General features: G+C 73.2%; 13 protein-coding genes and 2 pseudogenes. 3 read left to right on the top strand and 12 right to left on the bottom strand.

Annotated elements, in window-relative coordinates; genetic code table 11:
- Positions 1-27: 27 nt before the first annotated feature.
- The 3 genes and pseudogenes from B277_RS16115 to B277_RS11485 form a co-directional block, all read right to left on the bottom strand.
- Positions 28-435: pseudogene (locus tag B277_RS16115) on the bottom strand (HAD-IIIA family hydrolase); the annotation flags it as partial.
- A gap of 159 nt (positions 436-594) precedes the next feature.
- The gene (locus B277_RS11490) at positions 595-1,203 is read right to left on the bottom strand and encodes a D-sedoheptulose-7-phosphate isomerase (RefSeq protein ID WP_007928405.1); all 609 of its coding nucleotides are present in this window, start codon (positions 1,201-1,203) and stop codon (positions 595-597) included.
- Positions 1,200-2,243, bottom strand: coding sequence for a GHMP family kinase ATP-binding protein (locus B277_RS11485; RefSeq protein WP_007928402.1), 1,044 nt, complete (start codon positions 2,241-2,243; stop codon positions 1,200-1,202). The genes B277_RS11490 and B277_RS11485 overlap by 4 nt, the downstream gene beginning before the upstream one ends.
- Positions 2,244-2,284: 41 nt before the next feature.
- Here B277_RS11485 and B277_RS20355 point away from each other — a divergent pair, with 41 nt between their 5' ends.
- Entirely contained in the window at positions 2,285-4,177 is a 1,893-nt protein-coding gene (locus tag B277_RS20355; RefSeq protein WP_420795272.1) for an acyltransferase family protein, read from the top strand.
- Positions 4,178-5,480: 1,303 nt separating this feature from the next.
- Here the strand turns inward: B277_RS20355 and B277_RS20350 are convergent.
- From B277_RS20350 to B277_RS11465, 3 genes and pseudogenes are all read right to left on the bottom strand, one after another.
- A pseudogene (locus tag B277_RS20350) lies at positions 5,481-7,427 on the bottom strand (alpha-(1->3)-arabinofuranosyltransferase domain-containing protein); the annotation flags it as partial.
- On the bottom strand, positions 7,424-8,146 hold the full coding sequence (locus B277_RS11470; protein WP_040881396.1) for a class I SAM-dependent methyltransferase: 723 nt from the start codon (positions 8,144-8,146) through the stop codon (positions 7,424-7,426). The gene B277_RS11470 and the pseudogene B277_RS20350, both read right to left, overlap by 4 nt.
- A 14-nt stretch (positions 8,147-8,160) precedes the next feature.
- The gene (locus B277_RS11465; RefSeq protein ID WP_007928380.1) at positions 8,161-8,988 is read right to left on the bottom strand and encodes a class I SAM-dependent methyltransferase; all 828 of its coding nucleotides are present in this window, start codon (positions 8,986-8,988) and stop codon (positions 8,161-8,163) included.
- Positions 8,989-9,088: 100 nt separating this feature from the next.
- Between B277_RS11465 and B277_RS11460 the strand changes: the two genes are divergently transcribed.
- Positions 9,089-10,327: a glycosyltransferase family 4 protein gene (locus tag B277_RS11460; protein ID WP_007928378.1), complete on the top strand. Its 1,239-nt coding sequence runs from the start codon at positions 9,089-9,091 to the stop codon at positions 10,325-10,327.
- 74 nt (positions 10,328-10,401) lie between these two features.
- Here B277_RS11460 and B277_RS17555 read toward each other — a convergent pair whose 3' ends face one another.
- The 5 genes from B277_RS17555 to B277_RS11440 all read right to left on the bottom strand — a co-directional run bounded on the left by B277_RS17555 (position 10,402) and on the right by B277_RS11440 (position 18,504).
- Positions 10,402-10,554 (bottom strand): DUF2613 family protein, encoded by a 153-nt coding sequence (locus B277_RS17555; RefSeq protein WP_157986938.1) that lies wholly within the window; start codon positions 10,552-10,554, stop codon positions 10,402-10,404.
- 89 nt (positions 10,555-10,643) lie between these two features.
- Positions 10,644-12,323, bottom strand: coding sequence for an MmpA family trehalose lipid delivery protein (locus B277_RS11455; protein ID WP_007928376.1), 1,680 nt, complete (start codon positions 12,321-12,323; stop codon positions 10,644-10,646).
- A 1-nt stretch (position 12,324) separates the two neighbouring features.
- Positions 12,325-13,434 carry a glycosyltransferase family 4 protein gene (locus B277_RS11450; protein ID WP_007928374.1) on the bottom strand — a complete coding sequence of 370 codons (1,110 nt, stop codon included), beginning with the start codon at positions 13,432-13,434 and terminating at the stop codon, positions 12,325-12,327.
- Positions 13,431-14,258 (bottom strand): glycosyltransferase family 2 protein, encoded by an 828-nt coding sequence (locus tag B277_RS11445; protein WP_007928372.1) that lies wholly within the window; start codon positions 14,256-14,258, stop codon positions 13,431-13,433. Before B277_RS11445 ends, B277_RS11450 begins: the two co-directional genes overlap by 4 nt.
- Positions 14,245-18,504: an alpha-(1->3)-arabinofuranosyltransferase domain-containing protein gene (locus B277_RS11440; protein WP_007928370.1), complete on the bottom strand. Its 4,260-nt coding sequence runs from the start codon at positions 18,502-18,504 to the stop codon at positions 14,245-14,247. Before B277_RS11440 ends, B277_RS11445 begins: the two co-directional genes overlap by 14 nt.
- A gap of 125 nt (positions 18,505-18,629) precedes the next feature.
- Between B277_RS11440 and B277_RS11435 the strand changes: the two genes are divergently transcribed.
- Positions 18,630-19,850 carry an MATE family efflux transporter gene (locus B277_RS11435; protein WP_128277477.1) on the top strand — a complete coding sequence of 407 codons (1,221 nt, stop codon included), beginning with the start codon at positions 18,630-18,632 and terminating at the stop codon, positions 19,848-19,850.
- Positions 19,851-19,877: 27 nt separating this feature from the next.
- Here the strand turns inward: B277_RS11435 and B277_RS11430 are convergent, their stop codons facing one another.
- Positions 19,878-20,543, bottom strand: a complete 666-nt coding sequence (locus B277_RS11430) for a hypothetical protein (protein ID WP_007928366.1) — start codon at positions 20,541-20,543, stop codon at positions 19,878-19,880.
- Between the last annotated feature and the right edge of the window lie 47 nt (positions 20,544-20,590).

Here is a 20,590-nt window from a genome sequence, read left to right as displayed (position 1 = left end):
ACGTGGCCTTCGCCACGTCGGACGTCGTCAGGCGTCGCGTCGGGGCCCCGGACCCCCGAGGACGCGGGCGACGACCTCACCGAAGGGCCGGTCCGGACCCACCCTCTCGGTCCGCATCCCGAGACCGCGCGCGGGCTCGAGATCCGACGGCATGTCCCCGATCATCAGGCACCGGCGCGGGTCGGCCCAGGGCGCTCGCGCGAGCGCCTCGCGGAAGAGCCCGTCGAAGGGTTTGCGACACGAGCACTCCCCCTCGTCGTGCGGGCAGACCGCGACAGCGTCGACGCGCCCGTCGGCGGCGGCGAGGTCCTGCGCCAGCCGTGCGTGGACGGCCTCGAGGTCCGTCCGCGACAGCAGGCCCCTCGCGACCCCGCGCTGGTTGGTCACGACGACGACCGGGCAGCCGAGCGCCGCCAGCCGGCCGACACCGGCCGCCGCCCCCCGGCAGCAGCTCCAGCTCGTCGGGCCGCGTCACGTAGCCCCCCTCGATGCGCACGTTGAGCGTGCCGTCGCGGTCGAGCAGGACGAGGTCGAAGGGGGTGCCCTCCCCCGGTCGGCGGAGGGCCTGCGGCCCGAACCACCAGGGCCGAGCGGTCAGGGCGCGTCCTGCATGACGAGGTCGACCGCCTCGCACCAGGCGTGCGCCCACAGCATGTGGACCTCCTGGATGCGGGGCGTCTGGGACGACGGCACGACGAGCAGGTGGTCGGCCAGATCGGCCTGCCCCGCTCCCTTCGAGCCGGTCATGAGGATCGTGGCGAGGCCGCGGCTGCGCGCCTCGGCGAGGGCGGCCACGACGTTGGGGCTCGTCCCCGACGTCGACATGGCGAGGAAGACGTCTCCGGGTCGGCCGAAGGCTCGCACGCCCCGGAGGAAGACCTGGTCGAAGCCGTAGTCGTTGCCGATCGCGGTGAGCGACGAGTGCGACTCGGCGAGGCTGATGGCCGGCAGCGGGTGCCGGTCGTGGATGCACTTGCCGAGGAACTCCGCGGCCACGTGGCTGGCGATCGCGGCCGAGCCACCGTTGCCCGCGACGAGCAGGGTGCGCCCGGACTGCAGAGCGGCCACGACGACCCGGCCGGCGGCCTCGACCTGCTCGCGCACCGTCGGCTCCGCGACCTGGCGGGCCAGCTCCGCCCAGGCGGCGATGCCCTCGTCGAGCTGCTGCGTCACCAGGGAGGCTGCTGCCTCGGTCGCTGTCATTGCTGTCCCTTCCAGGTCGTCACGCCGTGCTTGGTGAAGGTGAACTCCGAGACCGACAGCCCCAGGGTGATGAGCTCGTCTGCGACGAGGTGCCTCTTCTCGAACTCGCAGATGAAGATCATGTGACCGCCGCCGCCGGCACCGGTCACCTTGCCCCCCAAAGCGCCCCGGGCGAGGGCCCGCTCGACGGCCTCGGAGATCAGAGGGGTCGTGATGCGCGAGGACATCCGCTGCTTCTCCTGCCAGGCCTGCCCGAGCAGGTGGCCGATCTCGTCGACCCGGCCGCGCAGCAGCGCGACGCGCATGGCATCGGCGAGGTCACGCTGGGCGCGCAGGCCCGCTACGGCGTCCTCGTTGCCCGTCTCGTAGCGGGAGACCTGGTCCTCGATGATGTGGTCGCTCACCCGGGTGCGCCCCGTGTACGCGAGCAGCATGTTGTGCTCGAGCTCGTGCACGGTGTCCTGGCGCACGCGCAGCGGGTTGACGACGACGTCGCCGTCCTGGCGGAACTCCATGAAGTTGAAGCCGCCGAAGGCCGCGGCGTACTGGTCCTGGTAACCACCGGGGATCTGCAGGTCCTCCCGCTCCAGGCGGTAGGCGAGCTCGGCGATCTCGTGCGGACCGAGGTCGAGCCCGCAGTGCCGGGCGACGAGGTCGATGACGGCCACCATGACCGCGCTCGAGCTGCCGAGGCCGGACCCAGGCGGTGCGTTGGTGTGCAGGAAGAGGTCGAAGCCGTCGGAGCGGATCGCGCCCTCGAGGGTCATGATGCGCGCGATCGCGGCCTTGGGCAGGTCGAGCGTGCCGTCGAGGACGAAGGGGGTCCCCACGTCGTACCCGATGGAGGTCCCGTAGTCGTGGGACTCGACGGTGATGTGCCCGTCGGTGCGCGGCCGGAGGGTGGCGTAGGCGTAGCTGCCGATGGTGGCACTGAGCACGGCCCCGCCCTCCCGCTGGGGGAAGGGGGCGACGTCGGTGCCGCCACCTGCGAAGCTCACCCGCAGGGGCGCGCGAGCACGCAAGACGGGACGCGCGGTCATGGAAGTCCTCTCCCCGAGTGGATCTCAGCAATTATTACTGCATGGTAGGTGACGAGATGGATGGCGCGAAGGCCCGACCGGGACGGATCCTCGGGCTCGACGCGCTGCGCGCCGTCGCGGCCTGGCTGGTGCTGCTCTCGCACGTCGCCTTCTGGACCGGCGCCGGCGCCGAGGGCATCATCGGTGGGCTGGCGGTGCGGGGCGAGCTCGGCGTCGCGATCTTCTTCGCCCTGTCCGCGTACCTGCTGTCGACCCCCTTCGTCCGGCGGGCACTGGGCGGCCACGTCGAGTGGTCGCTCCCCCGCTACCTCGTGCGGCGGGCGGCGCGGATCCTGCCCGGGTACCTGCTGGCCCTGGCCTTCGTCGTCGCGGTGGCTGCCCTGCTCGGCGGCGCCGCAGCGAGTGCGCTCGACGTGCCCACCGTCCTCGCGCACCTCGTCATCGGCCAGGGCCTGACCGGTGAGACCTTCCAGGCCTTCACCCAGACGTGGAGCCTCACGTCCGAGGTGACCTTCTACCTGCTGCTCCCCCTCGCGGCCCTCGTGGCCGCACCACTGGTCCGCGGGGTGCAGGCGGCCCCGAGCGCGCGCCGACTCCTCGGGCTGTGCGCGGTGGTGGCGCTCGTCGGGATCGGCCAGCAGGGGGTCGCGGCGCTCGTGCCGGACGCACGGTGGGGCGGTCTGCTCGCGACGAGCGCTGCGGGTCATGCCGCGTGGTTCGCCGTCGGTGTCGCCGTCGCCGTCCTCGTCGAGTCCGAGCGGGCCGGCTGCCGCCCCCGGTCGCCCCTCGTGGAGGTGCTGCGCACGAGCCCGGGGACGGCTGGCCCTGCTCGCCCTCGTGCTCTGGGTGGTGGCGTCCACCCCCGTGGCAGGACCACGTGGCCTGGAGGCCACGACCGGGTCCGAGGCCGTCGCCGCAGAGGTCCTCTACGGACTCGTCGCCGCGTGCCTGCTCCTGGCGGGCACCTCGCGCGGTCTGACGGAGTCGCTCGCCGCCTCCCCCGTCGCGGGGGTGCTGCGCTGGGCCGGGGACATCTCCTATGCCGTCTTCCTGTGGCACGTCCTTGTGCTCCAGGTCGTCTTCGCGGCCCTCGACCTGCGGCTCTTCTCCGCCCCCTTTGCCTCGGTGCTGCTGCTCGTCACGGTCGTCAGCGTGGGTCTGGGTCACCTGTCGTGGACGCTGCTGGAGCGTCCGGTCCTCGATCGGGCACACCGGACCACGGCCGCACGAGAGCAGCAGCCAGCACCCCGAGCGTGAGTGCGCCCAGGAGCTGGGAGGCGTGCGCGCCGGCCGACTGCCGCTCCGCGACCCCGAGGACGGTGAGCGCCACGCCGGCGCCGACGAGCACGACCGAGACGACCAGGGCGCGGCCGCGCACGGGCACGAGCGCGCCGACGGCTCCCGCCAGGCGCCCGCCACCCCCGCGACGAGCAGCCCGACGACGGCACCGCAGGCGACCCCGAGCACCCGGACCACCCAGACCGGCGAGGCGGACGCGCTCACGGTCTCGCCCGACCCGGGCTGGGCCACCACGGGCTCCGGCGCGCCCCCCGACACCTCGGGTGGCTCCTCGTCGGTGCCACGACGACGCAGCAGCAGCTCGACGAACCCCCAGAGGAGCAGGAAAACCACGAGTGCGGCGCCCACCGCCAGCGCGGCCCGGTGCTGCGCGTTGGGCACGAAGTCGACCTCGACCCGGGTCGCGGCCCCCTCGGGGAGGACGAAGCCCTGCCGCCAGCCGTCGACCGTCACCGGCTCGAGCTCACGACCGTCCGGGTCGGTGGCGCGCCAGCCGTCGTTGGCCCCCTGATGCAGCACGAGCACCGACTCGTCCCCCGCCCCGACGTCGAGCGTCCACGACCCCGTGTGCGCGCGCTGCGCGGAGACCGTGCGAGAGGGTGCTACCTCGGTCCGGGTCCACCCGACCGGGGTGAGGGTGACGCGCTCGGGCACGAGACCGCCGGCCGCCGCCGCGGTGATCGAGCCGTCACCGTCGGGCAGCTCGCCGCACGGCGTTGCAGGGACCGGCTCGCCCCGCACCAGCGAGCGCCGGGCCGCAGTGAGGGAGAGCCCGATCCGGCCGTCGTCACGCCCGACCTGGCCGGCCTCGTTGCACGCGAGCGTGACCTGCTCCGACAGGGCCGGCCCGCCCGCGAGCGACACCTCGGGCGCGGTCCAGTCCGCCCGACCTGGAGGTCGGCTGAAGGTCAACGACAGCGTCCGGGTCCGCTGCGTCGGGATCGTCAGGGTCCGGCCGGTGGGCAGGACGTACCGCCCGCCGTCGGTGGCCACGGTCACGGGGCCGGCCTCGCGGTCCAGCGTGATCGTCGAGATCTCGGCGGCGGCTCCCAGGTCGAGGGCGAGCACCGGTGCAGCGGCTCCCGCCGAAGGGCGCCAGCGTGTGGCGGGGTCACCGTCGAGCGCGGCGACCGGCCAGCTGGTGAGCCCCGCCGAGGACTCGCTCTCGTCGGGAGGGGTGCTGCCCGTGAGCGACCACGGTGCGGCGGCGGTCTCCTGACCGGAGGCATCGGGACGCACCCGCACCGATGCCGAGACGGTCGTCCGGGGCAGCGGACCGACGCGCCGGACGAGGTCCGCCGGGTCCTCACCGAGGGCGAGGTCGCTGCCTCCTCTGGGGTCGCGCGTCAGGAGGACCGGCCCCGGCCCCGACGGGACCTCCAGACCCGAGCCGGCCCGGGAGGCCCCTTCGAGCTCGACCTCGCGCACACCCACCGGGGACTGCGTCGTGGTCGCGGGGTCATGCGTCCCGGTGAGCTCGATGGTGATGCTGCGTCGCTCCCGCCCGTCGAGCGGGACCCGCCAGGTCATCGTGCCCTCGGGCTTGATGCCGTCACTGCCGTCGACCTCGACGGACGTGAGTGTCGCGAGGTCACCGCCCCATGCCTCGTGGACGACGACCGCATCGGGTCGGGACCCGGCTGGCAGGTCGAGCGTGATCGTCTGCGAGAGCTCGCCGTCGCCGCTGACCCAGGCGGTCCGCGGGTCGCCGTCGACCATCGCCGCCGGCCCGCTGCCGGCACTGCGCCACGCGGACGCGAAGGGGTCGGCAGCGCTCGACCCGACCGAGATCCCGTCGACGCCGCTCCAGAACCGCACCGTGCGGCCGGTCGTGGCACCGCCGGGCTCCAGGTCGCGGGTGCCCACGACGGAGGGCGACGGGTCGTCCCCCGCCACGGTGGGCCCGTGACCCCGGGCCGGGGGCCGGCCCGAGTTGAGCGGCTGCCAACGCAGGGTGTCGGTGCGCACCTCGGCGTCCGCGCCGTCGGCGAGCGTGGTGACGGCGTCGGGGTCGAGGAGCCCGGAGTCGACGAGCGCGAACCACGCCTCCGGTGAGGCGGCGACCGGGACGACCCCGGAGGTCGGAACGGTCGTCGCCGGCACCGCCGACTCGTCCAGCCGCCAGACGCTGATCCGGTCGGGTCCGTCACCCACCGAGGAGACGAGCGTGATGCCGGGGCTGGCTGCCAGGGTCTCGGCCACCTGCTCGGAGTCCACGGCGCCGACATCTGGGTCGAGGCCGCCGCGGACGACCACCCGGCTCACCCCCATGCGGCGCAGGCCGGCGGCGAGCTCGGGTTGACTGCGCCCCGTCGCCGTCATCTCGTCGAGGTGGTCGAGCACCCGGGTGGCGGCGGGGTGCCCCAGCGGGGCGGCCGCTCGGGAGAGCACGGGCGACTCGGCCAGTGCGGAGAGCGGCTCATCGGTGACCCGCCCCCAGGTGAAGTCCGCGGTGCGGGCACCCGGCAGCACGAGCGTCGTCCCGCCGTCGGCGGAGGCGAGGTCGTCGACCTCGGTCGCCACGTCCCGCCAGGCACGCGGCACCCCGTCGGTCGCCCAGGCATCGCCGACCCGGGAGGCCCAGAGCGGCGCCAGCGACCCGACGAGGGCCAGGACCGTCGTCGTCACGACGACCTGTCGGACCACGGGGCCGGCGCCGCGCTCCACACGCGTCGCCCAGTGCGCGACCAGCCCCACCCCGAGCGCGACCGGCAGGCGGACGAGCAGGTCCGCCTTGTGCACGTTGCGGAAGGGGGCCAGCGGCCCGTCAAGCAGGTCCTGCACGAGCGGCGCGAAGGGGCCCGACGAGGCCCCGCTGCGGCCGATCGCCATGGCGACGACCCCGAGGAGGACGAGGGTGATGCCCCAGCGGGTCAGGTGTCGGCCCTCGCCGTCCTCCTCCGCGCTGCCGGCAGCGCGACGCCGCACGAGCCCCGCGAGCCCGAGCCCCGCGATGGTCGTCGTCGCGAGGATGCCGGTGACGGACTGGGCCAGCAGCCACCCGCTCTGCCACGTCGGGTGGTCTCCCGAGGTGAGGATGTAGGCGATCCAGTGGTTGGCCCCGCGCAGGACGTTGGTCACCGAGGCGACCGCGGTGGTGGTCGAGGCCAGCTCGATGTGGTCGAGGAAGGGGTAGGCGTAGCGGCCGAGGACGACGAGCGGCCCGAGCCACCATGCCGACCCGAGTGCGGCCCCCGCGCACCACCACAGGAGGGCTCGTCCCTTGGCCCGACCGCGCGGCGCGAGCACGAGCCAGGCAGCGGCAGGCACCAGGGCGACGAGCGAGACCGTCGCGTTGACCCCACCGAGGCTCGCCGCGAGCAGACCGGTGACGACCGCGGCACGACGTCGGTGCGCTGGCCCGGCACCCGGTGCCACGGCGCGGGCTGCGGCGAGCAGCAGCCACGGCGCGAGGGCCTGCGGCCACACCTCGACCGAGATCTCCGACAGGACGGTGAGCACGCGCGGCGACAGCGCGAAGACCATGCCGACGAGCAGCGCAGGAACTGTCGTCAGCCCGGCCAGCCGCCGCGCCACCCGCTCGGCGCCGACGAAGGAGACGACGAGCAGGAGCATCCACCACACCCGCTGCGTCACCCACGCCGGCATGCCGACGGCGTCCCCGGCGAGGAAGAGCGAGCCCATCGGCCAGAGGTAGCCGTAGGCCTGGTTCTGCAGCTCACCGATCCCGGTGTGGTCGTTCCACGCCCACAGGGCCCGCCCGAGATAGCGCCCGGGCGAGATGATGAGGTCGCTCTTGGTGTCCGGCTGGATCATGCCCGGGGCGATGAGCCACGGCAGGACCGCGACGAGCAGGGTCGCCGTCCACCGCTGCACGCGCTCCCGGACCGCATCGACCCGTACCGGGTCCGGCGCCTGCGTCATCGGCGCCGCAGGATGAGCAGCAGGTTCCAGGTGACGACCTCGCGCAGGCCCGGCACGCGCAGGATGTGGGCCGCGGCGTCCGGCAGGTACCGCGGGCGGGCCGCGAGGACGTCGGCGTCCGCTCCCTTCGCCCACTCCAGCCCCTGGCGCACGCTGACGCGGTAGAGGGTCTCACCGACGCGGTTCTTGGGCGGGTGCCCGTGCTTGCGCTCGTAGCGCGCGATCGCCCGCTCGCCGCCGAGCCAGTGCCACGGCGAGGTCTCGTGACCGCCCCAGGGCGAGAGCCAGTTGGTGTACGACAGGAAGACCAGGCCGCCGGGCCGGGTCACCCGCAGCAGCTCGTCGGCGACCGCCTCCGGGTCGGGCACGTGCTCCCACATGTTGCTCGAGAAGACGACGTCGACGCTGCCGTCGGCCAGGGGCAGGCGAAGGGCGTCGCCCACCACTCCCCCGTCCCGCACCGACGGCACGCTGGCATCGTGGTCGACCGGCACGTACCGCGCGCCCGCCGCACGGAAGGCGTGGGCGAACTCGCTCGGGCCCGCACCGACGTCCAGGACCGTGCGCCCCCGGAGCTCGGTGTGCTCGCGCAGCAGCGCGATCGAGTCCTCCGCGAGCTCCGAGTAGAAGCGCTCGGGATCGCTCTGCTCGACGAGGAAGGCGGAGAAGAGCCGCGCCGACCGGCGCAGGCCACGGCGGGTCGGCAGGTCGGAGGTCATCGGCACGCCCCCCATCATGGACGACGGGCCAGCAGCTGCAGCGTCGGGCGGGAGCGCGGGCTCACCAGACGCTGGGCCACGACGAGCGGGAGGCTCGCGACGGCGCCGGCGAGGACGGGCCGCGCACCGAGCACCCCTCGGGGTCGCGAGCCCGGGCGCAGCGCCCGCGCGATGCTCGCGGCGTCCACGCTCAGGCTGTCGAGGAGCAGGCGACGGACCTCGACGTCGACGAAGCCCGCCTCCCGCGCCGCCCGGGCGAGGGAGGCGGCCGTGAAGAAGCGGATGTGGGTCGGGTCCTCGAGCATCCACCAGGCCGCGCCGTACCGCTCCACGCCGGAGCTGTCGCCCGCAGGCGTGATGAAGCTCGCCCGGCCGCCCGGCCGCAGCAGGTCGTACGAGGCCCGCAGCGCGATGTGCGGGTCCACGACGTGCTCGAGCACGTGGATGCCGTAGACGAGGTCCTGGTCGCCGGGCAGGCGGGAGACGTCCTCGATGCCGCCGGTGCGCAGGTCCCCCTCGGCCCGGACCCGCTCGTCGACGTCGATGCCGAGCTGATCGGGGTCGACGCCGGCCACGCTGGCCCCGTCGTCGAGGAAGCGCCGCAGCATCGAGCCGGCGCCGAAGCCCACCTCGAAGACGCGGTCGGGCACGCCGTCGCGCACGAGCTCGCGGTAGGTGAGGTCCAGCCTGATGCGGTCGAGCGTCGGCTCGCCGCCGTAGGCAAGGTCCCGGTGGTCCGCAGGGCAGCGCTCGAGGTCGCGCAGGAGGTGCCCGCAGGTCTGGCACTTCTCGAGCACGCACCCCCCGCGGATCGCCTGGCCGCGCACGTCGCTGCCGCACACCTCACACACGTTCCGGGGGCCGGCACCTACCGTTGGGTAACTCACAGCGTTAGCCTATCCGTCGGTGCCGCGGGTTCCACGCGGCCGACGAGGAGAGACGATGACGCGCAGCGTGGCCACCCCGAAGGACCGTCTTCGGGTGCTCTACCTGTCTTGGCGTGACCGGGAGAACCCGGAGGCCGGCGGGGCAGAGACCTTCACCGAGCGGACGTCCGAGGTCCTCACCGACCTCGGTCACCAGGTGACCATCTTCACAGCGTCCTTCCCGGGGGCCAGCCCCCGCACCCGGCACGGCGACGTCGACGTCGTGCGCCGCGGCTCGAAGTTCAGCGTCTACCTCCACGGCATGTGGCACGTCCTGCGACACGGCCGTGACTACGACGTCATCCTCGACGTGCAAAACGGCGTGCCCTTCTGGGCCCCCCTCGTCACCAGGGTGCCGGTCGTCAACATCGTCCACCACGTCCACCGCGACCAGTGGGACGCCGTCTTCGGTGCCAAGGTCGCGCGCCTCGGCTGGTTCCTCGAGTCGCGGGTGGCCCCCTTCGTCTACCGGCGCAGCCGCTACGTCACGGTCTCGAAGTCGACCCGCGACGAGCTCGCCACCCTCGGCGTGGACCCCGCGCGCGTCGACCTCGTCTACTCCGGCAACGACCGGCCACGCGACCTCGACACCTACGCGCGCCTCGAGCGCACCGAGGTGCCGACGATGCTCTTCCTCGGCCGGCTCGTGCCGCACAAGCACGTCGAGCAGGCCGTCGACATCCTCGCCTCCCGGGCCGAGACGCACCCCGACCTCGAGCTGCACGTCGTCGGCGGCGGCTACTGGGAGGCCGAGATCGCCGAGCACGCCCGCGCCCGCGGGGTGAGCGACCGCGTCCACCTGCACGGCTTCGTCGAGGAGTCGCGCAAGCACGAGCTCCTCGCCCGCGCTTGGGTCGTCGTCATGCCCTCGCACAAGGAGGGGTGGGGCCTGACGATCGTCGAGGCCGGCCTGCACGCGACACCGGCCGTGGCCTACAGCTTCGCCGGGGGCCCGAGCGAGTCGATCGTCCACGGTCGCACCGGGTTGCTCGCCGACTCCGTCGAGGACTTCGAGGAGCACGTCATCACCCTCGTCGACGACGCCCGGCTGCGGCGCACCCTGGGTCGCACGGCACGCCTGTACGCGAGCTCCTTCGACTGGGTCCGCGCCGGCCACCGGCTCGAGTCCGTCGTGCGCTCCGTGCTCGGTCTGACCGACCGCTACCGGGACGACGTCATCGACCTCGACGCCCTCATCGCCTCGCGCCCGGTCGACGAGCAGGCCACGCCCGAGCTGGAGGCCGTCGCGTCCTGACAGGCCCTGCCCGGGCACGACGAAGGGGGGCCCGCACCGGATCGGTGCGGGCCCCCCTTCGTGCGAGCGCTGGCTCAGCTGTTGTAGTTGATGACCTGCTGGTTTTCCTGCGGCATCGAGGCGCTGCTCTGGACCTGGACGATGCCAAAGATGGCAAGAGCCGCAAGGAGCGCGCCGAGGACGGTCCCGCCGACGTTGTAGGCGATCTTCTTCGAGCCGTTGTTCACTGGGTAGCCCTCCGTGAGCAGATGTCTTTCGCACCACTGTATACCGGCCGGTCACTTGAGGCGAGTCCGTGCGGGGTGTCGTCCACGTCTCACGTGCGGCGGTGGCGCACGACGAGGCCGAGAGCGAGCACGACGGCCAGACCGGTCCCGACGAGACCGAGGCCCCTCAGGCGATCCGGCTCGACGTCGACCTGCTGGGGCGCCCCCAGGTCGGCGACCCGCAGATCACCCACCCGCTGCACGGGGACACCGTCGAGGTCGGGCACGCTCCCGGCAGGGCTGGGCTGATCGGTCTGCACGACGACCCACCGCACCCCGAGGGCCCGGAGCACCGGCACGACGTCGGCCGGGTCCTGCGCAAGTGCCCGGGTGACCTCGTCGCTCGCCCGGTCCTCCCCCGCCACCGTGCGGTCGCGCAGCGGCAGCCGGTCGTCGGAGACGACGGTCTGCGGCAGCAGCCGGTTCCACGGGTCGAGGACCACGCGATCGTCGTTCCACGCGTACCGCCGGTAGGTGGACCACGGGAAGACCGCCACCGGCTCGCCGCTCGCGGCCAGACGTGTGCTCACGTCGCGCAGCTCGGCCGGGTACTCGACGCTCCCCCACGCCCCCGAGTGCCCCCAGGCGAGCGTAGGGAGCGTGGCCACCGGCCACGCGATCGCGACGAGGAGCAGGGGCACGGGCAACGAGACGCTGGCCATCCGGTCGACGAGGTGGGTGAGGGCCACGACGAGGAGCAGAGCCCACAGCGCGGCGAACTTCTGCCCGTCGCGCAGCAGGCCGCCACCGGGCACCCCGGTGACGACCGCCTCGAGCAGGGACCTCCCTCCGGGCAGCGCGGCGAGCGCGGCGAGCACGAGGCCGACCACCCCGGCGACGGTCGCGGCCCGCGTGCGAGGGTCCCGCCACCACTCGCGCCGGGACCACGAGAGCCCGAGGACCACGACAACGGCCACGAGCGCCGCTGCTGACGCGGGCCATGCCGAGCGCTCGACGAACCACGTCCGGTCGTTCCACAGGCCCCCGCCGAGCACGAGCGACCCCAGGATGCCGAAGGGGGTGTCCGCCGCTGCGGCGAAGGCGGTCGCCCCGCCGGGATCGGCGGCTCTGGACGCGGTGCGCAGGAAGGGCCACCACCAGGCTGCGTTGGCCAGCAGCGCGACCCCGACGACGAGGGCCAGGCTGTGCGCGCGCTCGCGGAGCGAGCCGTCGGCGACGAGCACCGCGACGGCGGCGAGCAGCGTGGCGATGACCCCGGGTGTCGAGCCACCGAGCGCGGCCACGGTCAGCGCGGCGACGAGCAGTGCTCGACGACGCGGAGATCTAGGGCCCGTGGCGGCGACGAGGACCCACGGCAGCACCGCGTAGCCGATGAGGTAACCCCAGTGCCCGATCCCCAGGCGCTCCCCCACCCACGGGTTCCAGGTGAGCAGCACCGCACCGGCGGCAGCGCCCGGCAGCGTCCGCGCGAGGGCACCCGCGCCGGCTCCGCCGACGACGAAGCACCCGAGCAGGACGAGCTTGTGCACGAGCCACCCCGGCAGCACCGTGCCGAGGAGGGCGACGACGAGGTCATTGGGGACCGCACGCGGCACGCTGCCGTCGGTCCCGAGGGTGCGGGCGGACAGCGGCAGATCCGGCACGAAGACGAGGTCGTAGTGGAGCGTGTAGCCGGGCGCGAGCGCCGGGCCGAGGACGACGAGGCCGACGAGGGTGCCCACGAGCGACCCGACGACGACCGTACGGCGGGCCCCCTTCGTCGCCGTCACGTCAGGCCCGGTGGAGGGACTCGACCTCGGCGAAGGCCTGCCCCATCGCGACGCACTGCGTCGGCAGGTCGTGGTGGGTCAGGGCGTGCTGCCGGTTGGCCCGGCCGACGTCGGCCCGCAACCCCGGGTCCCGCAGGAAGTGCAGGAGGGAGTCGGCCAGGGCCTCGGCCGAGTCCTCGACGAGCCGGTTGGGCGGCTGGACGGCCTCGTCGTTGGTCCCGCAGCGCGTCGTGACGACGGGCAGGCCGCAGGCGAGGGCCTCGAGGTAGGCCAGGCCGAGCTGCTCGGTCCACTTCCACGTGGGCCGCGGAGCCGTGGTGAAGACCGCTGCGCTGCGCATGAGGTCGGCGACGCCCGCCGTGTCGAGCGAGCCGACGAGCTCGACGCCCCGGGCCGGGTCGTGGGCGGCGGCGCGGACCATGGGCTCGAGCGGGCCACGCCCCGCCACCCGCAGGCGGGCCTCGGGGATCTCGCGGCGCACGAGGGTCATCGCCTCGAGGACCCGGTCGATCCCCTTGTTGTCGGCCAGCGGTGAGGCGAAGACGACGACGGGGTCGGTGACCGGCTCGGCGGCGGGGTGGAAGAGCTCGGTGTCGACGCCCGGCTTGACGACCCGGATCAGCTCGTCGTCGAAGCCATTGGCCAGCAGGTGGTCCCGCGCGGCGTCGACCATGCACAGCAGCAGGTCGGCGTCACGGCAGGAGTTCAGGGCCTGCCGGTAGGGCGGCACCTTGTACAAGGGCTGGTCCGGCAGGTTTTCCCAGGTGATGACCGCCTGCAGCGGCCGACGGGCACCGCCGGCCCGGGCGGCCCGCCGCCACCGCGAGGCCTGCCCCGTGACGAGGGAGCACAGCTCGAGCGAGGTCACCCAGTCGTACTCCGCCGGGTCCTGCTCGTCGAGGCCGCGGACCCACGCCAAGGCACCGGCCTCGATGAAGCGCTTGATCGGTCGCGCGTAGGTGCTCGGGATCCAGTCGAGGTCCCCCACCGGCTCCTGCTGGGCCATGGCGCGCACCCGGGTCCCGGGCATCCGGGACATCCAGTACAGCTCGCGCCGGGCCCGCTGGTCCGGGAGTGAGACCCACAGCATGCGGCGCAGGTCGTCGGTCACGACTGCGCCCGGTCCTTGCGTCCGCGACGAGCACCCAGGGCATATCCGCCGGCCTCGAGGGCGCGCAGGGCCACCATGCCGACGGCGTGGGCCGGGTCCTTGAGCAGGCGGCGGTGGTTGCGCGCGTAGGAGCGCAGGACCGCCTTGCCCTGGGCCCCGACGGCACCGTCGTGCTCGGCGGCGAAGGCGGGGATGCTGCGGCCGTAGTAGTAGCGCTTGCTCAGCACGTCACGGACGGTGAGCCGGCCCTCGTCGTGGTCGATGATGATCGGCGCCAGCTCGATGCCGGCGCCGGAGGCGCGCATCTTCATCCGCAGGTCCGCGTCCTCCGGGCCGGACATGTCGGTGTGGAAGGCCCCGTCACCGAGGAGGTAGTCGCGACGGACCAGACGCGGGTTGTGCAGCCACGGGTCGTCGAGGTAGCACTCGCGCTCGAGCGCCCGGCAGGCCGTCCAGAAGCCCTCACCGATCGTGCGCTCCGGCAGGGCGATCCCCGTGGCGCCGGTGGCCCGGGCCGTGTCGAGCGCCAGGGCCACGGCGCGGGGCGGCAGGATCATGTCGCTGTCGAGCCACAGCACCCACGTGCTCGTCGCCGCGTCGATGCCGGTGTTGCGCTGGGCCGAGCGCTCGGGACCTGCGGTGATCACCCGGTCGGCGAGCCGACGGGCCACGTCCGGGGTGCCGTCGGTGCTGTGGTTGTCCACGACGATGAGCTCGACCGGGTGGGTCTGCTCGGTCACCGAGCGCAGGCAGGCCTCGATCGTGCGGATGTTGTTGCGGGTCGGGACGACGACGGTCACCGAGTCGGGCTCAGGCTGGGCCATGACGCTCCTTGGTCGTGAGGGACTGCAGCTGCTGCTCGGACCTGAGCAGGCCACCGAGGACGGCGAGGACGAGCCCACCCCCGGCAAGTCGGTGCGGCCACATGCTCGCGGAGATGGCGTCGGCGCTGACCTCGCCGCCCGTGTTGCCGGGGCCGACGACGAACCATAGGGCCGCGGCGATGACGAGGACCACGCCGGCGTCGATGAGGCGCTCGGCCCGCACCCCGCGCAGCCGCACGAGGGCCACGGCGATCGCCGCGACGAGCAGGCCCGGCCAGCCGACGAGCAGGCCCGAGCCAAGGACGACGAGCGTCTCGACGAGGGCACGGCGGCGGGGGCGGCCGTGCCGGCCCCCGGTCGCGCTCCGGGCCAGCGGGTCGTTGACCGGGTCCTCCTCGGGCGCGACGACCTCCGTGGTCGTCGTCGCGCGGCGCGCCTCGAGGCCGTCGTCGTGACCGTCGGCGAAGTCCGTGCCCGCGCCCGTCTCGGGGGTCGGGGCCGCGGCCGCCTCCTCGCGACGTCGCTGCCGCAGGGACCACAGGTGGGCACCGACGAGGTAGAAGGCGAGGACGAGCACAGTCGTCGACACGAGCAGGGCGATGGTCGCCGAGCGCTGCGGGGCGAAGGAGATCTCGATCTCGTGCGCCTGCGACGGGTCGTCGATGATCCAGCCGACCGAGTAGCCGTCGAGCTGCACCGGCGTGCCGAGGTCCGTGCCGTCCATCGTCGCCGTCCACCGCGAGTCGTACCCCTGGCCGAGGACGACCGCATAGGACCCCTTGCCGGCACCCGTGCGCACCGTGGCTCCACCACCGGCGTGCTGGTCGATCTGGGAGGTCGGCGCGGATGCGGCAGCCGTGGTCTTCAGCCCGGACGTGTCGCGCATGGTGAGGCTGTCGAGGGTCACGTCGTCGACGGGACGCAGCCGGTGCTCGCCCCAGCTAAGGTCGAGTCGCTCGCAGCCGACCCATGCGGCACCGACCGAGTCGGAGACCGCGACGGCGGAGGCATCCGCGGGCCGCATGCGCACCGGCTTGCCGTCGAGGGTGGCCACCGTGAGGCACCCGCGGGCTGTGCCGGTACGCGCTGCCTGGCCGAGACCGGCGTCGATGGTCGTGAAGCGCGCGTTGGTCGCCTCGTCACCACCACGGGTGTCGGTGACCTCGACGCGGATGCGCTTGCCACGGACCGGACGGTCGAGGGCGACGGTGGAGGTGCCACGGCGCACCGTGCCGGTGCCGGCTGGCTTGCCGTCCACCGTCACCTCGACCTCGCTCGCGAAGCGGGTGTCGTCGGCCGTCGCGCCGAAGCCGTCCGCCTGCGTGATGCGCACCTCGTCGAAGGTCGTCGTGTCGGGGGCGGTGGCCTCCCACCACTCACCCTCCATCCCGCCCCCGGGGACCCACGCCGTCTCCGCGTCGTCGTCGGCAGCACGGGAGGCGCGCAGGTCGGCGTTGTTGAAGAAGACGCTGGCCGAGCGGAAGGTGGGCCCCGTGCTCACGCCACCCAGACGGTCGTAGACCTCCTCCCAGTCGTCGCCGAGGCGCACCTTGGCCGACAGCTGCATCAGCCGGTCGTCGGGGACGGTGAAGTCCCGACGCAGGTCCGACTCGCTGTCGTCGCGGCCGGTGGGGGTGTTGATCACCCGGTTGAGGTAGATGTCGAGGGGCACCTCGCCGAAGGACTGGCGCTCCCGCGGCGTGAGGCGGCTGTACTTCTGGTCGAGGCTGCGCGGCAGCCGGGCCGTGCGCTCGGCGACCTCGTCCGTGCCGAGGTCGATCTCCGAGATGCCGACGAGGTTGAAGCCATCGCCCTTGAGACTCTTGACCTCCAGCCGGGCGGTTCGGGCGTCAACGCCGTCGAGGTCGAGCTGCAGGTCCCCCTTCGCCGGGAAGCGACCCGTCACGGTCCGGCCGCCGGCCGTGAGCTCCACCTCGTCGATGCCCACCGGGCCGAGGTCGGCCTGGCTGATGGTCACGGTGTCGAGACGCTCGGACTGCGGCAGCGTCAGATCCAAGGACATGCCGGGGGCCCGGCGGAAGTCACCGAAGATCCACGACGTGCTCGGATTGCCGTCCACCGCGTTTTCGGCGACGGCACTGGGCATCTCGAAGAAGGTGGCACCCTCCTCGCTGGCCTTCGCGAGGATCCCCGAGCGTCGGAGGACCGTCTGGTCGTCCGGCGTGCCGAGGGCCCGGGTCAGCTCCGGTGTCTCGTCCTCGGTGAGGAGCGGTCCGTTGCCCGACGTCAGGCGGTTGGTGATGGATGCCCTGCGCCGGTTGGTGTCGGTGAGCACGATCCGCCCCGCGTCCTCCACCGCGGTGGCGAAGTCGTCGTCGTCGACATCACTCGTGTAGCGGAAGAGCGGGGTGTCGCGCAGCAGGCCCTCGTCGGTGAGCGGCGGGAGGGCCCATGCGTCCCCGGCGACGAGGAGCGAGCCCTTGGTGGGCGAGACCCGGACCGTCGACACCGGCTCGTCGACGTCGTAGAGCTGCACGGGGTGCAGCAGGCTCTCGCGGTAGTCCTCCGGCGCGATGCTCGGGGGCAGGATGTTGCGCCCTGACTCGCCGAAGTTGGCCTGGCCGAAGAGGCCGGGGTCACCGGCGAGGACCCGGGCCGTCGACCCGGGGCGGGCACCGCCGGCGTCCTCCCACACGATGTCGTGCCGCAGCAGGATCTGGTCGACACCCAGGTAGCGCGCGTAGGTCGACACCGCCGAGTTGACGCTGGTCTCCGACTGGACCGTGTCGTCGAGCGCGTTGAGGAAGTTGGCACCCCCTGCCGAGGTGCTCGACGTCGTCTCGGGGATGACGGTGTCGCGCGTGATGAGCGAGTTGCTCACGTCGTCGGGCCGCTCCTGGCTCCAGCGGTAGTAGGGACGCACCTGCCCCGGCAGCAGGAGCACCCGGTGGTCGCTCGAGGACTCGTTGACCCGGTCCGCCGCCTGGTGCCAGTAGTCCGGGACGTCGAACTCGGAGATGTAGAGGTTGCCGGTGAAGGCAGGGGCCGCCCAGGCGATGACGAGGACGAAGGCTCCCCCGACGGACAGCTGCCGCAGTCCAGGCACCGCGCGGACCCGGGAGGCGATGTGGTGGGCCCCCAGACCGATCGTCAGCGCGAAGGCGAGCGCGAGGACGGCACCGATCTTGTTGGACGTCCGAAAGGCGACTGCGCCCGGGACGTGCTCGAAGGCCCACTCCATGACGGCCCCAGCGGGCGCCGACGGGTCGCCGGGGAAGAGCCCGACCATGATGACCGCGGCGATCGCGACGCTCACGGCCGCGATGCGCGTCACGGTCGGCGGAGTCCACCTCAGCGACCAGAGGGCCAGCGCCGGCCACAGGACCGTGAGCACCACGACGAAGGCCGCGGTGATGTAGATCGCGTACTGGGGCACCCACGGCCCGGCGTCCGAGCGCCCGTAGAGGGTCCACATGCCCAGGCCGCGCAGGACCTCGAGGTAGGAGCTGACGCGGGCGATGCCGTCGAGGGTCTCCGAGCCCCGCACGACCTGGGCCCCGGTGCCCTGCGCGGCGAAGGAGGGGACGAGCCAGTAGAGCGACAGACCGAGGACGAAGGCACCGCACTTCGCCACGACGGAGGCGACCGCCGACCAACGCAGTGACCACGCCCGCCGCAGGACGAGGACCACCGGGATGGCCATGAGGAGCTGGTAGATCGGGACGACAGCGACGTTCATGCCGCTCATCGCGAAGAAGAGCAGGCCGACGCACGCCGGCCAGACCCATGACGTCGGGTCGCGCAGTGCCTTGATGAGCGCCACGAGCATCCACGGCAGGAGGCACATCGGCAGCGCGATCGCCAGGGTCGACCCCCCGGTCACCGCGTAGGGGTTGGCGAGGAAGACGACGCTCGTGACGAAGACCGACCACGGGGAGACCTTGGGCACGAGCTCGCGCAGCAGACGCCCGGCACCCCGGGCGCCGATGACCCAGAGCACGAAGTGGAAGATCTTGAAGGTCAGCTCGGGCGAGAAGCCGACGAGCCGCAGCAGGGCCGTCCACACGAGGACGGGGACGAGACCGACGTTGAAGTTGGCCGCGCCGAGGTAGGGGGTCGTGCTCCAGGAGGAGAGGTACTGCTGGAGCATCCGCCCGGGCGAGACGTAGACCTCGGGCTTGATGTCGGTGTGAAAGTGCCCATAGGCATTGCCGAAGACGACGAGTGCCAACACCGCCAGGGCTGCCAGATGGGCCGCGCGGAGCGCGGTCGATCGAGCGGGCACGGACTCTCCATCGGCAGGGGACATCGGCGGGACCCGGTGGTCCCGTGGCGAGCAGCGTAACGCGAGAGGGCCCCGACCGTACCCACAGGTAGGGTTGCCGCGTCCGCGGAGGAGAGGGGACGGATGTGAGCGCCTCGGCGGAGCCGAGGACGAAGACGGTGGGCTCGAGCGGCTGGCTGCTCGGGGTCTGCATGGGCCTGAGCAATGTCCTCGGCTATGCCTTCGTCCTCCTGGTGTCCCGATCCCTCGGGCCCGCCGACTTCGGCGCCTTCTCGGCGGTGAACAACACGGCGATCTTCCTCTCCCTGCCGGCGAGCGCCTTCCAGGTCGTCGTGGCCGCCCACCAGGCTCGTGGGCACGCCCACCGCTCCGGCATCGGGCTCTCGCTCGTCGTCGGCGGCACCCTCGCCCTCCTCACCGTGGCTCTGGCTCCCTTCGTCGCCCATGCCTTCCACCTCGGCTCCCCCGCCGCGATGGTGCTCGTCGCGCTGATGATGCCGGCGTACACCCTCACGGGGGCCGCCCAGGGGCTGCTCCTCGGGCACCGCCGGTTCGCCGCCCTCGCAGCGGTCTACGTGGCCATCTCGAGCGCGCGCGTGCTCTCGGCCATCGCCGCCGCGGCCACGGGCGCCGGCGTCGTCGGGGTCTTCGGGTGGCTCGTCCTCGCGGCATGGGCACCGGCCCTCATGTCGCTGTGGCTCGCCCGTCGACACGTGCAGCGATGGCGTCGTCTCGAGATGGGCCTCGTGCGCGAGCTGCTCACCTCGAACGGCACCCTTGCGGTCCTCCTCGCCATGACGAGCACCGACGTGCTGCTGGCCCGGCACCTGCTCACCGCGCACGATGCGGGGGCGTACGCCTTCGCCGGCCTCTTCGGCAAGGTCGTCTTCTGGGGCACCCAGTTCGTGGCGCTCACGCTCGTGCCGGTGGCCAGCCGCGGGGCCGGGCGCCGGCCGGTCTTCGCCGCCCTCGGCCTGGTCCTCGGGCTGGGCGCCGTCGGGATCCTGGTCGTCGGGGTCGTGCCCGAGCAGCTCGTCCGCGTCCTCGGCGGCACCGAGTACCTCGATGCGGCCGGGTTGCTGCCCGCCTTCACCGCCCTCGGGACGCTCTGGGCCCTGTGCCAGGTCCTGCTCTTCGCCGAGATGGCCCGCGGTCACCGCGGGTTGACCGTCGTGGCTCTCGCAGGGACCCTCGTGGGCGCCGGCGCCCTGCTGCTCGGCGACGTCACCACGGTCTCCCCGGTCGTCGGCACGTACGCCGGCGTCGCGGCACTCGTCGCCCTCATGGGCAGCGCCCGGCTCGTCCTTCGTGGAGGCGAGCCGGGCGCCGAGGTGGACCGCCCCTGAGAGGCCGGCGAACCCCGAAGGTGTCGGTCAGAAGTCGTCGTCCCGGCGACGGCGGGCGCGTCGCGGCGCCTCGTCCTGGATCTCGTCGTCGAGGAAGTCGTCCCCACGCCGCGTCGACCGCGAGGGCGCAGCCTCGCTGACCTGCTCCTCCCAGTCGTCCGTCGCGCTCGTCCGCGGCTCGTCGCGGGCGCTCGTCCGCGGCTCGTCGTCGACCTCGGCCGCACGGGGCCGGTCCTCGCGCCGGGCGCCTCGCAGCTCGCGCGACTCGGCGCGCTCGGAACGCTCGCTCCGCTCGGAGCGGGCAGCGCGCAGGTCACGTGCACCTCGGTCGCCCCGACGGGAGTCACCGTCGCGACCGAGGTTGATGTCGTCGTCCTCCCAGTCCGACCGGGGCGACCGGAAGACAAGGAAGGCCGCGAGAGCGGTCGCCGCGGCCCCGGCGAGGAGGGCGTAGGTGCGGAACTGGTTGATCACCGCAGTCTTCTGGCAGGCGCCGAACTGGAACCCGTCCTTGTCCGCGCTCGGCGGGTTGGAGGCGCTCCCGCACCCGAAGACGCCCTCCTTCGAGGCCACCTGCACCGGGACGAAGTAGTAGTAGATGGCTGCGATGAGCAGCAGCGCCGCGAGCAGGAGGACGAGACCTCGAGCGACCCGGAGCGGCGAGGGTCCCTGGGGGGTAGTGTCAGTCACCATGCGCCCATGCTACTCACGAGTTGTGTTGTGATTCGTCGAGTGCAGCA

It is taken from the genome of Janibacter hoylei PVAS-1 (genome assembly GCF_000297495.1).
In the GTDB taxonomy this organism is placed as follows: Bacteria; Actinomycetota; Actinomycetes; order Actinomycetales; family Dermatophilaceae; genus Janibacter; species Janibacter hoylei.
The sequence above is the reverse complement of the archived record's forward strand: the minus strand, read 5'-3'. Positions and strand labels throughout refer to the sequence as shown.

Excerpts from the sequence above, each read along its gene's own strand:
- B277_RS11490 (WP_007928405.1), bottom strand. The coding sequence starts at position 1,203 with ATGACAGCGACCGAGGCAGCAGCCTCCCTGGTGACGCAGCAGCTCGAC.
- B277_RS11485 (WP_007928402.1), bottom strand. The coding sequence starts at position 2,243 with ATGACCGCGCGTCCCGTCTTGCGTGCTCGCGCGCCCCTGCGGGTGAGC.
- B277_RS20355 (WP_420795272.1), top strand. The coding sequence starts at position 2,285 with ATGGTAGGTGACGAGATGGATGGCGCGAAGGCCCGACCGGGACGGATC.
- B277_RS11470 (WP_040881396.1), bottom strand. The coding sequence starts at position 8,146 with ATGACCTCCGACCTGCCGACCCGCCGTGGCCTGCGCCGGTCGGCGCGG.
- B277_RS11460 (WP_007928378.1), top strand. The coding sequence starts at position 9,089 with ATGACGCGCAGCGTGGCCACCCCGAAGGACCGTCTTCGGGTGCTCTAC.
- B277_RS11445 (WP_007928372.1), bottom strand. The coding sequence starts at position 14,258 with ATGGCCCAGCCTGAGCCCGACTCGGTGACCGTCGTCGTCCCGACCCGC.
- B277_RS11430 (WP_007928366.1), bottom strand. The coding sequence starts at position 20,543 with ATGGTGACTGACACTACCCCCCAGGGACCCTCGCCGCTCCGGGTCGCT.